This window comes from Pseudoalteromonas sp. MSK9-3 (assembly GCF_003590335.1).
In the GTDB taxonomy this organism is placed as follows: Bacteria; Pseudomonadota; Gammaproteobacteria; order Enterobacterales; family Alteromonadaceae; genus Pseudoalteromonas.
On sequence record NZ_MIET01000003.1, the window covers coordinates 1 to 13,782 of the forward strand.

Genomic DNA, 13,782 nt, shown 5'->3' on the forward strand with positions numbered 1-13,782 from the left:
ATATCGTACGGGAGATTTGGTACGCTGGAATGCAGATAACCAAATGGAGTACTTGGGACGTACTGACCATCAAGTTAAAATTCGAGGCTTTCGAATAGAACTCGGAGAGATAGAGTCTTTATTACGTAAGTCAGCGGGTGTGAATGAAGCGGTGGTTATAGCGGATGATACCCCTTCAGGCAAGCGTTTGGTTGGGTATGTATCTGGGCATGATGAGCACATATTGGATGTGGTGGCGCTAAAAGAGCAGTTAGTTCAGCAATTACCCGATTATATGGTCCCGAGTGTGTTAATGGCATTAGCGGCGCTGCCAACGAATAGTAACGGTAAGATAGATAGAAAGGCATTACCAAAGGCACAACTCCAAAGCGAGATAGCTTATGCAGCACCAGAAGGCGAGTTGGAGGTGTTATTGGCGCAGATTTGGCAATCGGTGTTGGGTGTTGAGCAAGTTGGGCGGGACGATAACTTCTTTGAATTAGGCGGTGACTCAATTAATGGTTTAAAAGTGATCAGTCAGTGGCAACAGCGACACCATTTACCGCTCAATATTAGAGTATTATGGCAAGCCTCAGATCTGAAGTCGTTAGCGGTTGCGTTATTAGATGATGCGATACAGAGTATACATAGTCTGAACTCGCACAATAAAGCAGCCCCAAATCTATTTTGTTTACATGAAGGCACTGGTTTAACAATGGCTTACCGCCCTCTGGCGCAAAGGCTTGAAGGTCAGGTGAATTGTTTAGGAGTTGCGCCAGATACTGCTTTTTATGAAACATCAGACCTAGAGGAATTAGCCAATCATTACACCACTGCAATTTTGAGCTATCAGAACTCGGGTCCTTTCAATTTAGCTGGTTGGTCACTGGGTGCTCCGATTACGCTATTGGTTGCAAATAAGCTTTGCGAGCTTGGCCACACGGTTGCTACCGTGCAGCTGATAGATAGTTGGAGTCCATTTGAGCAACAATATAGTCACGTTTTAACATGGCGTCAGTGGATCACAGACTGGGTAATGCAGTCTGTTGTTGAGTGTAAAGACGAAATTGAACTGCTTTTACGTGACTATGTTGCGACGGGTTCTGAAGATGTTGCGCCATTGGTTAACTTATTAATGCAGTATAAGAGCTGTTTCAGTCTTGAGTTCATTGATTTACCGGCAGAAGAGTTAGTCAGGTTAATTGAAGTTTCCTATCATTTACATGTTATTGCACGACAGCCTGTAGAGTATAAGGTGGTCACTCCTGAAACAGTGCACTGTTGGTGGTCAACGGAGAGTTCAGCTGACAAAGTGTCACGATATTATACTGGTTTGAAGCAATCGTTACCGGATACTCGCTTAGACTACGATCATCAAGAGATTGTGATTAGTTCAGAGTTATTGGATAGCATTGAAAGGACTATGTTAAATAATATTGAACAGTAAATAGTGTAATAAATACTAATTGGGAAGTGCCGCTCTGTCTTTGATAACGGCACTTTTTATTTGCGCGGCATTTAAGTATGGTGAAATTGCAGCTTTACTTTGCTAACCAAGTAACGTTTTCTTATGTTAAAGGTACTTGGTATGAAAAATTGATATTGTGAAATTTTGTGTTGTTACTAGGGGCTGTTGATCTTTGCTGTTCTATTTTCGTTCTCTTTGAGCGTGCTTTTATCACGGCGCTTAATGTGTGGCCTAGTAATCTAAGCGAATATTAAGCAACAAAGAGAAAAGGGCGCTCAAAAGAACCGGTAGGCAGCGCTTGATTGACTTTTCTACTATGTTATCGGCTGACTCACATGGAGTAACCATGCTACGCAGCCTTTGTCTTGTATAAAAGCCAATCAAGCTGCTGCAAAAATGAACCTGAAAGATCAACAGCCCCTAAGTTTTTGATTCGTTGCAAGAGTTAACTATTTGCTTAATGCAGGTGTGGTTTCGCACTAAAAAAGAGTGGTTAAGTCAGTATAGTAAGACAAGTGACATTGATAATTTCAGAAGAAAGAGACAGGGGAGTAATCCAATATCATGTTATTGGATTACTCTGAGATAAAATTAACTGATATTGAGTGCATCTGCTATTTCTGCAGAACGAATAGCTAAAATAGACAGGAGTGAATCGCTAATACCATGCGTTGCTTCGTTGATACCTTGGGTAAAGATTTTAGGTTTGAAGGTATCGACAGTGCGTAATTGATAGTCTCGCGCAATATCGTCTTCTAACCACGGCGTGACCGATTTTAAAAGCGGCGGTCGAGATGAATACTGGTAGCCCGTCGCGAGTATCATATGATCATATTTCTCTACGTAACTTCTTTGTTGAGCATGGCGAAGCGTTAGGTTTACTTGATCACCTGCTATTGCAGCAGCATCTACATGGGTGTTATTTTTAATGGAGAAACGCGTTTCGTTTTTTAATTTCTGAGTATATAAACGACCATATATGTCATCGAGTAATGGCTCATCAACAACAGCATAATTTGTATTTCTAAATTCAGTTAAAAATGCACTGCGTTGCTCTGGTGTATTTTCGTACATTAAATCAGTGTAGCGAGGGTCAAAGATCTCATTGACAAACGGGCTTGAATCAGCCGGTTTCATAGCTCCGGCGCGAAACACTAAGTCGACTTGTGGTTGGTGGGAGATATTTTGCACATCCACGAATATTTCAGCTGCACTTTGGCCTGCGCCAATCACTGCGACCTTTTCGCCAGGCTTGATTTTGTCTTTATTCATTAAATATTGAGATGAGTGCCATACATTTTCATGTTGAAATACATCATTAAATACGTCAGGTATTTTTGCATTACCACCAGGGCTTAAAATGATATTTTTGGCATGGCGAGTTTGCTCATGACCTTCACCGTTGCGCGTGGTGATTGCTAAAAATTCAACCCCATTTTGTTCGATGATGGGGCTGATATCAGTCACTTCTTCCGCATAGTGACAGTAGTCGTTAAAGTGGGATGCAGCCCAGCTTAAATAACTGTTAAACTCTAACCTTGATGGATAAAACGTCTTTAAATTAATATAGCTATCTAGTCTATTTTGATGATGCAAAAAGTTAGTGAAACTAAAGTGACTGGTCGGGTTTCTTTGTGTTACGAGATCTTTCAGATAAGAAATCTGCATTGTCGTGTCATCAAGTAACATCCCACCATGCCATAAGAAATCAGCTTGTTTTTCGATAAAGCACACCTTGTCGGTTAGCTTACCCTGTTCCTGTAACGCAATGGCTAAAGCTAGGTTAGCTGGACCAAATCCTATCCCTATAACGTCGTATAATTTCATGTTTGCCTCATCAAAGCGCATTTGCATGCTGCTGTAGCTATTAGTAGTCACCATGAGACGAAGGTTTATGATAATTATTTAGGTTTTCCTTATTTTCTTTGTGGCTTTTCATTTTATCGCGATGCAATCGCGTTATTAGATAGAATTTATTTAGGAATAATGACGATAGTCTAACTTTATTTGTCGTTGCTTCGTCTAGAGGATCTAAACACACAAAGTATGTGCATACGAAAAGTTGATGGCATGCTTTAGACGATTTACTACCAGCGATTAGCGAAGAATTATGACCAGCGTTTGTGATATCGAACTAAATAATTTGTCACTTAAAAATAAAGCGATTGAGCTCACACAGCACTTAGTGCGATTCCCTTCTATCACGCCAGATGATGCAGGCAGCTTTGATTATGTTTGTCAGTACCTAAAAAGACTAGGGTTCACGTGCCAAGAGGTAACTCAACATGGTGTACGCAACTTAATCGCAACGCAAACATTTGGCCAAGGTAAAACGTTTGCGTTTGCTGGCCATTTAGATGTTGTGCCTGCCGGACCTATAGAGCTTTGGACCAGCCCGCCTTTCGCTGGCAATATTATATCAGAGCGTTTATATGGCCGAGGTGTTGCGGATATGAAAGGGGGTATAGCCTGTTTTATTGCCGCTGTAGAGGGGCTATTATCACAGTGCAATAAAGGCAAAATTATGCTGCTTATAACGTGTGATGAAGAGGGGGAAGCGGAACATGGTACATCGTGTATTATGGATAAGCTAAATGCCTTGGGTACAGCACATTTACCGGATTATTGCTTGGTTGGTGAGCCTTCGAGCAAGGTACGTTTGGGTGATACGGTTAAAATTGGTCGACGAGGCTCCTTATCTGGTCATATTCGCGTATTCGGGCAGCAAGGGCATGTTGCTTATCCTCATAATTGTCAAAACGCAGCGCATGGCGCTATTGTGCTGAGTCAACGTTTATTGGCATTAGAGTGGGATACTGGGTCGATCACAATGCCTGGGACTAGCTTACAGATCACTCAGCTGAATAGCGGGGAGTTTGTAGATAATATTGTACCCGGTACAACCGATATTTGCTTCAATATTCGCTATAGTAGTTTACATTCGGAACACTCTCTTAAGCAATTGATAAAAAAAGCATTGCTCAGTGACGACATTCGCTATGAAATTGAATGGCAGCGACCTTGTGCACCTTACTTTAATAAAGCGAACCAGTTTGTAAACACTCTGAATGCAGCGATTGAAAATACAGTTGGCATTAAACCCATATTGACAACGGATGGCGGCACATCGGATGGGCGGTTTATCGCATCACGCCATACTGAAGTGATTGAGTTTGGGTTGCGCAATGATAATATTCATCAAGTTAATGAATCAGCATCACTTGCTGATATCGGTGACTTAGCGATGATTTATCAACAAGTGCTCGCAGCATTTTGTGTAGATGAAAGGTGAGTCAGTGTCTTCAGAGCCATTGCTTTGGTCTAGGTGCTTTCTGAACATGCGCTAATAAACTCTTTTAAAGAGAAGGTATTAGGTAATATAGTAAAATATTTTCGGTTCTTGTGATTTAAATGATATGCCACTGTTAATTAAGTGGTTTTTTGTCGATCCTTTATGAATTTTGTTCCTGTAATTACGTCACGTCGTCAAAGGATGGTTAATATTTAATTATGATGAGGGTCAAATGACAAGAGTTTCAAAAATCGCCATAAGTATTGCTGCATTACTCAGCACCTCTGTTTATGCGTCGGATAACGTCAATGTGAGTAGCGAAGTAAACGACATTGAAACAATAGAAGTACTGGGCAAACACTACCGTAATATTGGTGCAACGGGATTACCGCTTGCCATTGGTGATACACCGCAATCGATTTCTTTAATCGATGCTGAATATATCGCATTGTATGACTTAAACTCTGTAGGTGAGGCGTTAGAGCACAGTGCGGCAATTCATACAGATCCTTCGCCTTCTGGGCGTGACCGTTTTACGTATGCAAGAGGCTTTGCGATGAACCGTTATTTAGTTGACGGTATGGTTTCGGCGGGGCGCTCTTTTCAAAGTTCATTGCTTGATGCCAGCATGTTTGAGACGGTTGAAGTGATCCGAGGCTCTACGGGTATGCTACAAGAAGTCGGCCAGCCGTCAGGGACTGTTAATCTTATTCAAAAACGCGCACAAGAGAGCTTTTCAGGTTACGTAAATGCTGAGCTAGGTTCTTGGGGTAAGCGTCGAGTAGAAGGTGATGTGACAGGTTCGCTGACCAATGATGGTTCTGTAAAAGCACGTGCGGTTGCGGTTTATGAAACTGCAGACTCTTTTCAAGAGCGTGTTAATAGTGCACGTAAAGTGATTTATGGGACAATCAGCGCTGAGCTAACTGATGACCTTTCGGCTTCACTATTCTGGTCGCAACAAGAAGATGAACTAGACGAGTTTTCAAGTGGTTTACCATTTAGCTATAGCGATGGCTCTGCATTTAATGGTAATGCCAGTCACAATGATACCCCGAGCTGGGTGTATGAAGATGTCAATCAAGATAACGTAATGGTTGAGCTACAATATACTTTGAATGACGATTGGTCCATTCAGGGTCGTTACCATCGCTCAGATGTTGAGTCAGATGGGATATTTTTTAGTGGCGATTCATTACCAGATGTTGAGTCTGGGTTATATCGTTCCTTCATAAACCACTCTGACCGCGAGAATGAAAGTGAGCGTGCTGAACTCAACCTAACAGGTAACTTTACGCTTTTAGATCGTGAACACCATGTGACGTTTAGTGCCGCAGATGCCAGCTTTACAGAAATTGAAAAACGTGCATTTCCGCAGGCCGCTCCTACTATAAATGCGAATGATCCTAGCAGTAGTGCAAGCATTCCAATGCCTGTGTTTTCTGAACCATCTATCACTAATTCAGAGCAAGAGTCTAAGAACTACCGTATTGCTGCTAATCTGAGTCTGGCTGAACCGCTAAATATTCTATTGGGTGCAAATTATAAAGATATTGACTCACGTGCAGGCGCTGGCGATATCTTTAGTGATTGGGTTAACAACAGTGATACCAGTCTATATGTTGGTGCCACTTATGATGTAACAGAAGCGGTTTCTGTATATAGCAGTTATACCGATATCTTTGAACTCCAAATGGTATTCGATAAAAATGGCGATTTACTTGATCCAGCCGTCGGTAAAAATAAGGAGATAGGGGCACGTTATTCATCACTTGATGGTAATTTAAATGTTGATGTCGCACTGTTTAAGATTAACCAAGAAAATTTTGCTATCAATGATACAAGTGCAGCAGCAGCCCGTATTTATAGAGCGGTTGATGGTGTTGAGTCGAAGGGCTATGAAATTGAAATCAGTGGCTATATTAATGACCAATGGCGTGCATCAATTGCGTATAGCAATCTGAGCCTAGCAGATAACAATGAAGGCCGTATTTCTAAAATTGTGCCTGATAAAGTGGCTAAGTTTAATACTGACTATGAGTTTGATGGCTCGCTAGCAGGGCTAACGGTCGGTGGCTTTATTAATTGGACGGGAGAAAGGCATGGCTTTATCCTCGTTCCTCGTAAAGGTTTTGATTATCCAGAGTTAGAGTCTTACACTGTCGTTGGTTTAGTTGCCAGCTATGACGTGACCGATAACTTAAGTATCAAAGCGAATATTAATAATGCGTTTGATAAAGAGTATGAAAGTAAAGTGGCATGGTTTAGTCGCAGGGCTAGCACGCCTCGCAATTACTCTGCACAGATAAATTATCGGTTCTAAGACCGTCAGAGAGTGACATCCACAAAAGGAGGCATATGCCTCCTTTTTTGTTAATGAGAAACTGAATTTAATAGGCTTAAAAAGTCGCGCCGCCATCAATCGTGAGTATTTGCATGGTGGTGTGTGAGGAAAGCTGTGACGCAACAAAAATAATACTGCGCGCTATTTCATCCGCGGTGGCAATTTTTTGTAATGGGATCCCCAGTTTATATTCTTGGGCAAAACCTGCGATGACATTGTTAGCACCAGACTCATCTAGCCACATGCTCGTTTGCATCGGGGTGAGCGTGGAACCAGGAGCTATCACGTTACAGCGTACGCCATAATTAGCAAGCTCTAATCCCGCAGTGAGTGTCAACTGAGTAACCGCCGCTTTGGATGCGCAATAGGCTGCCATTTTTTGTCTAGGGGTATTCGCTGCATTTGAGCCCACCGTGACGATGCTACCTTGTTGTGTGGTTTTAAAGTGTTCATAACAGGCTTTTATAAATAAAAAAACGGCACTGCTATTAATGGTTTGGCATTGCATCCATTGAGCGAGAGAGAGCTGTTCAATGGTTTCGAACTCTAAAATACCTGCGACATTAATCAAATTATAAGGTGCCAAGCCTTGAGCAATCAATTCACTTAACGTTGCTTCTAGTTCCGTTAACTTTGCTAAATCACACTGCACAGATTTATATAAACAAGCGGTGTCGCTGAAGTGTTTATCAAAGCCGATGACTTTGGCCCCTAACTTTGCGAAATGCTGCGCAGCGCTGAGCCCAATCCCTTGACCTACACCGGTTACCCACACGACTTTGTCATGGTATTCGGTCTTTAACTGTGTATCAAACGACATATTCAGGCTCCTGCGAAAGGCATTTTATAAGCTCAGACAACATTAAAGTCGGCTGATTTGCCCAGCGTATCGCGGCGTCAAAAACCTGTGATTGGATGGCATTGACGTGGCTTGGCTGATACCGTGCTTCATTCACATCAAAGTCAATGTTCGCAGGGGTATCACCCAGTAAGTGAATTTGCAGCATGATATCATCAGTGGTGCCCGCACTGAGAATATGGCTATGGGTTTCAATGCCTGCGTATTTCGGATTACTCGAAAACGGCAGCAAGTTAATGGTTGGGCCAAAGACGGTCAATGATTTACCTTGTTTTTGTCGGTCACGTTTTAAAGACTCTACCCGGTAGCTTTGCACCTGTTTTAACTCTTTTATCTGCAGGTTCACTAATGCGGTGATGTTTTGCAATGTCATGTCTGGTGAGACGTTCAGTGGTAAAGGTAATACATTGCTTTGCACGCAAGGGGCTGAGAGCTCCGCCATTGATTGGCGGTTCATCATAATAAGGCCGAGTGTGACATGATAATGCTGAGTTTTAGCAATTAGTGCGGCCGCGATCGCAGCTAATAGTATTTCTGAGCTACTTGAATTAATTAACGAGGCGGCTGATTGAATGGTTTGCCATTGAGTGCGCGTAAATTGCTGACTGGTTCGTTTATTTGCGGTAGTGACGTCGGCTTTACTGTCGCTAAAGCTGTGAACTTCGCCTATATTATCAAGCCATTGGTTTAATGTTTCGCGTGCCGAATCAACCGTTGCTAAATAGGCGGTTTGTTGCTGTGCCTCAAGCAAGGTTTGTTGATCAGAAAAGCGTAAATTTGGCAGCGCTTTATTTTTCATGAGTGCGTTATAGCTGCGACTCAATGCCTGGCTAAATAGGCCAAATCCATAGCCGTCTAGTAATAAATGGTGCGCTAAAATCATCAAATAATCTTGAGATTCTCCTCTAAGGAGTTGCAACTGCATTAGTGGCTGCGATGATAAATCAAATGACTGAGAGAGCTTTGGAGCCATAAATTGTTGAGCATATTCAGCAATGTGTTCAATATCATGTTCAAGTTGAATGATCTCGATAACAGGGGGGTTATGTGTTGGTTGTAGCGAGGGTGTGTAATCTGCATCATGGGGAAAGCGACAACTTAAGGTATTACTGGCTTGCCAAACATGATTGAAAGCATGTTGCAGCGTCGTTGCTGCAACTTTACCTTTGAACACCATACATTCAGCAACATTAAATAACTCACCTCGGCCACTAATGGTGTGGAGTAACCACATGGCATGCTGAGATGTCGTCAGTGGCAGAGGGTTTGCTATTGTATGGGTCATTAGTCGTCCTTGCGTTCTTCCAGCAATTCAACCCATGCAGAAAGGGTTGGAATTTGCGCCAGTTCGATAAAGTTAGTCTCAATACCTTGTTGTTGCCATAATGCAATGAGGTTCATGACTTGCACTGAATCTAACCCATAGTCAATCAGGCTTTCGAATTCATCAAATTCATCTGGTTCACAGTCGATAAGTGGCAGGATATGCGCTTTAAGCCCGTCAAGAGAGGTTAAATCTAATGTTTCTTCACCTAATACTTGCGCAGTATTGACGACTTTTCCGCAGCGCTGTGCAACGAAATTCAGCGCCATTTGGTGTTCATCATAGCTAAAGTCAGCAACGGCATCGGCTATGACAAATGGTTTAATATCACGCATAAAGGCATCAACGGCGGTGGTCATCACACCAATATGCGCATAAATGCCAACGATGAGTAATTGGTCACGGCCTGAGTTTATTAAGCGTTCTTCAAAATCACACTTTTGAAATGCACTGTAACGCCATTTGGTTAACACAATGTCTTTGTCCGTTGGGGCAAGTGCATCAATGACAGGCTGCTGCGTTGGGTCTTGTAGGCCATCCCCCCACATATCACGTAATAAACCGCGTTCCTGAGTGCCTTGCTTAATAGGCTGAGCGGTGTAATAAACAGGAATATCATGCTCATAGCAATAATGTTTTAATGCTTGAATATTGGCGATAACGGCATCGATTAGAGGGTTATTTTCACCGTAAAAATTAATGAAATAATGCTGCATATCATGGATAAGTAACGCAGCGCGTTGCGGATCAACTTGCCAATCAACGCGATTGTCTGGCAGTTGTGCTTCTCGTGGTAATGGATAATGGCTTAACTTTGGAATACTCATAATTAATCTTATTGTTGTTCAAATGTAGCACGCAGTGCTTTTTTATTGACCTTACCGACTGCGGTTAATGGCAGCGCTGCAACGAATTGGAACTTATCCGGTACTTTAAAATCAGCGATACCTAATTGGCGTAAGTACTTTCGCAGCACTAAGGCAGACAGTTTGGTTGTTGGGTTTTCTTGCAGCACGACAAATGCGCAGCTTTTCTCACCAAGGGTGCTGTCTGGCATCGACACGATTGCCACATGGGCAATGTCATCATGACCTAATAGTAAGTTTTCGACCTCTTCGGCAGCAATTTTTTCACCACCGCGATTTATTTGGTCTTTGTCTCTACCTTCTACAACTAAATGACCTGATGGCAGCTGTTTAATCAAATCGCCGGAGCTATAAAACCCTTCTTCATCAAACGCGTCAGCATTATGAAGCGGAGATTTATAGTACCCTCTAAAGGTGTATGGGCCGCGTGTAAGCAATCTACCAACGGTACCTGGCGGAACGTCATTCCCTTGTTCATCAACAATTTTAATTTCGTCATCCGGGCTAATGGGCTTGCCTTGAGTATTTATGACAGACCATATGTCGTCATCATGGCGTGTGTAATTGACTAGACCTTCAGCCATGCCAAATACTTGCTGTAATTGACAACCTAGAATTGGTTCGACTTGCTCAGCAACGCTAATACTCAGCTTTGCGCCACCTACTTGGATAAGCTGCAAACTGGTTAAGTCATACCCTGCTTGCACCGCATGACTCAGCCATAACTGGAGCGCTGGCGGCACTAATGCCGTGTGGGTTATTTGGTAGTGCTCAATTAATGAAAAACAGCTCGTTGGACTGGGGTCCGCTGCGAGTACCACGCTTCCCCCTGCGTGGAATACGCCAAGTGCACCAGGTGAGCTTAACGGAAAGTTATGCGGCGCGGGTAAGGCACATAAATAGCGCGTTTCGCCATCAAGTTGGCAGATCTCAGCACTGGCAACCACACTGTATAAGTAGTCATTGTGGGTGCGAGGTATTAACTTTGGCGTACCGGTACTGCCACCACTCAGTTGAAAGAAAGCGACGTCACTGGGGTTTAACGCGGGAGCATTGAATTGCTGATCTAGTAAGTAGGCCTGTTTTAATTCACTATTGCCTTTGTGATGATCTACTATCACAGTGTTCAAGCAATTAAAGCGATTAAATAATTCATGAGTGAACTGATCATCGTTAAATAACTCATGCATTGAAGAGGCAATAATAAGGGCTGGTTGTAAAATCTCGCAGTAGCTTTGTAATTCAGTTTTTTGATGATTAAAGAGTGCGCACACCGGTGCAACACCGAGTTTAAGTAGCGCAAAGTAGCTAATATAAAACTCAATACAATTGGGTAGCTGAATAAGTGCCGTATCGTGCTGTTTTAAGCCTTTTTGCGCCAAATTAGCGGCTAAGTTGCTGCTATACTGCGATAACTGCTGGTAACTAATTGAGCGCTTACCATCAGCGAGTGCGATACCATTACCATTGGTTACGAGCTGTTCATCAAGTAAGCAAGTTAACGGCTTGTCCTGCCAATAACCTTTTTCACGATATAGCTGTGCTAAATCGGTTGGCCACGGAGTGTATTCAATGCTCATAATTCAGCGTTCTCTTTAGGGTTGGATAATTGCTGAATATCTTGAAGCGTTAAGCCTAATGCATTCAGCATTGTTTTTAATTTAGCATCTGTTTCTTGCCATTCGAGAGTTGGCTCTGAGGCCGACACGATACCTGCACCTGCAAATAAACGAGCTTGGTATTTCTCAAGTTGGGCACAGCGGATCACCACCACCCATTCGCCATTGCCATGTTGATCACACCAACCAATAATGCCGGAGAATAAATCTCGACTATGTTTTTCAAGGTCTAAAATGTGTGAGTAGGCTGCTTGAGTTGGTTTGCCACATAAAGCCGGCGATGGGTGTAATTTATTGGCGATATCAAGAATGTGCGTATGCTGGTTTTGTAATTCACCTTTTAATTCGGTAGATAAATGCCACATAGTTGCAGTGCTTAATAGCGAGGGTTCGAGTGGCACATCTAATGTGTTACAAAAAGGGGTAAGCACCTTTTCCATATCTTCAATCACGACTGCGTGTTCAAAGCGATCTTTATGGGAGTTAAAAAGTGCTTTTTTATGCTTGGCCTCTTGCTGCGCTGATGCTGCTCTGGGGATTGATCCAGCTAATGGGTTGCTTAAAACATGTGGGCCATGCTTGGCTAATAGCAATTCGGGGCTGACCCCCATGAGTGTTGTATGATCATTGACAGGAAATGAAAAGTGGTAACCACTGCGGCTTTGTTGTAGCAGCTGTGATAAAACAAGCTCTTTGTTTATTGGGTCTTTAAACGTGAGATCGACTTGTTTACTCAGGACTATTTTTTCTAATGTTGTTTCGGAAAATAGCTGTTTTGCAGCATTGACTGATGACTTGAATTGCGCTTGATTTTGTAAATATGTCACAGCTTCTATGTGATTTACTTTTTTATTTAAGGTGCTCAGCTCTGCCTTCAACCAGCTGCTGATGGCCGGCCTTTCCCAGCGTGTGGTTTTATTTGGGATGATGAAGTGGGCTTGTTGTGTTTTGCAAAAAGGGAGAACACCAAACGCCAAAGTACCCTCTGGTTGCTTGGTGAGCTGCTGCTGCACGGTTTCAACTAATTGCTGAGTATTGTTGATAGGTGATGTAAAACGACTTTTGATCCCTTGGGTAACAATACATTGTTCCCCAGACATAAATAAACAGTCGCGTTGACTTTGAAAGTTTAGTGTTTTGTTGGGGTCTGGCATTTCAAAAGCATGCTTCATATACATAAGTCACCTTGTCGTGATGGTACAGCTGTGCGCAGATTAACGGTGTAATCTGACGCAAACATTATTTTTTCAAGACGAGGGTCATTGCAAAAGATTTAGTCTCTTACTCGCGATTAGCACTGTAGTGTGCAATATGCTGTGGTAATTTAGGGCAGTCATTACAGTGAGATTTATTTGGGACATCATGTAATAAGCAGCAGTGGTTACGGATCCGATAGGTGCTGAGAGAGTTTGTAAGCATAATGGGTTTACTGCAAAGAGGATTAATCTGGCCATTGATATGACGCTCACTCAGCAACATACGCTTTTCGTTTGCTAAGTGTTCTGAGTGACCGAGTGCGTGCTCAATGGCATGTAAGAATTGGTTGAACCGAAAAGTACAATTACTCCAAAGCACTTTATTTGAGATCGAAAAATGCTGCTCTAACCACTCATGAAGCGGGGCTAAATGATTGAAAATTAGGTCTGAGTAGCGGGTTTCTGTATTTGTCCCATATAAACTTATCCCTTGATCTGGCAGTTGCAGTTGTTGTAACTGTGTATGCCAAAAGACGCTTTTTAACGATAACGTCAGCGGTTGCTGTAAAACACTGTGGGCGACAATAATACTGGGAAGTATTTGCAAAGTGTAATGCATATGCCAAACGGAGGCTTGGCTTCTTGATTTGATCACCCCTTTTTTTTGCGCAAAACTGTTGATTTCATGATGTAACATACCATTTTTCATTTGCTCATCAAGCGTGAACGCAGTATGTCCAGTGTGTAAGCCAACCCCTTTACCATAATTGGCAAAAGGACCGCTTAAATAAGGGGATAGAATGGGCAGCATATGACGGTATTGAGCCTTTAGTTT

General features: G+C 42.6%; 10 protein-coding genes. 3 read left to right on the plus strand and 7 right to left on the minus strand.

The annotated features are described in order from the left end of the window. Positions 1–1,426, plus strand: a 1,426-nt coding sequence (locus BGP78_RS00180) for a thioesterase domain-containing protein (RefSeq protein WP_147386042.1), incomplete at its 5' end; no start/stop codon positions are given. A 612-nt stretch (positions 1,427–2,038) separates the two neighbouring features. Here BGP78_RS00180 and BGP78_RS00185 read toward each other — a convergent pair. Further along, complete coding sequence (locus BGP78_RS00185; RefSeq protein WP_171044390.1) at positions 2,039–3,274, minus strand: lysine N(6)-hydroxylase/L-ornithine N(5)-oxygenase family protein; 1,236 nt, start codon at positions 3,272–3,274, stop codon at positions 2,039–2,041. 283 nt (positions 3,275–3,557) lie between these two features. Between BGP78_RS00185 and dapE the strand changes: the two genes are divergently transcribed. Further along, entirely contained in the window at positions 3,558–4,739 is a 1,182-nt protein-coding gene (gene dapE / locus BGP78_RS00190) for a succinyl-diaminopimelate desuccinylase (RefSeq protein WP_119859517.1), read from the plus strand. A 232-nt stretch (positions 4,740–4,971) separates the two neighbouring features. Next, positions 4,972–7,062 (plus strand): TonB-dependent siderophore receptor, encoded by a 2,091-nt coding sequence (locus BGP78_RS00195; RefSeq protein WP_119859518.1) that lies wholly within the window; start codon positions 4,972–4,974, stop codon positions 7,060–7,062. Positions 7,063–7,138: 76 nt separating this feature from the next. On the opposite strand, the gene BGP78_RS00200 is transcribed toward BGP78_RS00195, so the two are convergent. The 6 genes from BGP78_RS00200 to fhuF all read right to left on the minus strand — a co-directional run bounded on the left by BGP78_RS00200 (position 7,139) and on the right by fhuF (position 13,758). Continuing rightward, positions 7,139–7,903, minus strand: a complete 765-nt coding sequence (locus tag BGP78_RS00200; RefSeq protein WP_119859519.1) for an SDR family NAD(P)-dependent oxidoreductase — start codon at positions 7,901–7,903, stop codon at positions 7,139–7,141. Beyond that, on the minus strand, positions 7,893–9,227 hold the full coding sequence (locus BGP78_RS00205; protein ID WP_119859520.1) for a condensation domain-containing protein: 1,335 nt from the start codon (positions 9,225–9,227) through the stop codon (positions 7,893–7,895). The genes BGP78_RS00200 and BGP78_RS00205 overlap by 11 nt, the downstream gene beginning before the upstream one ends. Next, positions 9,227–10,093 carry an isochorismatase family protein gene (locus tag BGP78_RS00210; protein ID WP_119859521.1) on the minus strand — a complete coding sequence of 289 codons (867 nt, stop codon included), beginning with the start codon at positions 10,091–10,093 and terminating at the stop codon, positions 9,227–9,229. Before BGP78_RS00210 ends, BGP78_RS00205 begins: the two co-directional genes overlap by 1 nt. Before the next feature lie 8 nt (positions 10,094–10,101). After that, on the minus strand, positions 10,102–11,712 hold the full coding sequence (locus BGP78_RS00215) for a (2,3-dihydroxybenzoyl)adenylate synthase (RefSeq protein WP_119859522.1): 1,611 nt from the start codon (positions 11,710–11,712) through the stop codon (positions 10,102–10,104). Then, positions 11,709–12,929, minus strand: a complete 1,221-nt coding sequence (locus BGP78_RS00220) for an isochorismate synthase MenF (RefSeq protein WP_119859523.1) — start codon at positions 12,927–12,929, stop codon at positions 11,709–11,711. Before BGP78_RS00220 ends, BGP78_RS00215 begins: the two co-directional genes overlap by 4 nt. Positions 12,930–13,032: 103 nt before the next feature. Continuing rightward, complete coding sequence (fhuF, locus tag BGP78_RS00225) at positions 13,033–13,758, minus strand: siderophore-iron reductase FhuF (RefSeq protein ID WP_119859524.1); 726 nt, start codon at positions 13,756–13,758, stop codon at positions 13,033–13,035. Between the last annotated feature and the right edge of the window lie 24 nt (positions 13,759–13,782).

Coding starts and splice junctions, on each gene's coding strand:
- BGP78_RS00185 (WP_171044390.1), bottom strand. CDS start 3,274: ATGAAATTATACGACGTTATAGGGATAGGATTTGGTCCAGCTAACCTA.
- dapE (WP_119859517.1), top strand. CDS start 3,558: ATGACCAGCGTTTGTGATATCGAACTAAATAATTTGTCACTTAAAAAT.
- BGP78_RS00195 (WP_119859518.1), top strand. CDS start 4,972: ATGACAAGAGTTTCAAAAATCGCCATAAGTATTGCTGCATTACTCAGC.
- BGP78_RS00200 (WP_119859519.1), bottom strand. CDS start 7,903: ATGTCGTTTGATACACAGTTAAAGACCGAATACCATGACAAAGTCGTG.
- BGP78_RS00205 (WP_119859520.1), bottom strand. CDS start 9,227: ATGACCCATACAATAGCAAACCCTCTGCCACTGACGACATCTCAGCAT.
- BGP78_RS00210 (WP_119859521.1), bottom strand. CDS start 10,093: ATGAGTATTCCAAAGTTAAGCCATTATCCATTACCACGAGAAGCACAA.
- BGP78_RS00215 (WP_119859522.1), bottom strand. CDS start 11,712: ATGAGCATTGAATACACTCCGTGGCCAACCGATTTAGCACAGCTATAT.
- BGP78_RS00220 (WP_119859523.1), bottom strand. CDS start 12,929: ATGTATATGAAGCATGCTTTTGAAATGCCAGACCCCAACAAAACACTA.
- fhuF (WP_119859524.1), bottom strand. CDS start 13,758: ATGCTGCCCATTCTATCCCCTTATTTAAGCGGTCCTTTTGCCAATTAT.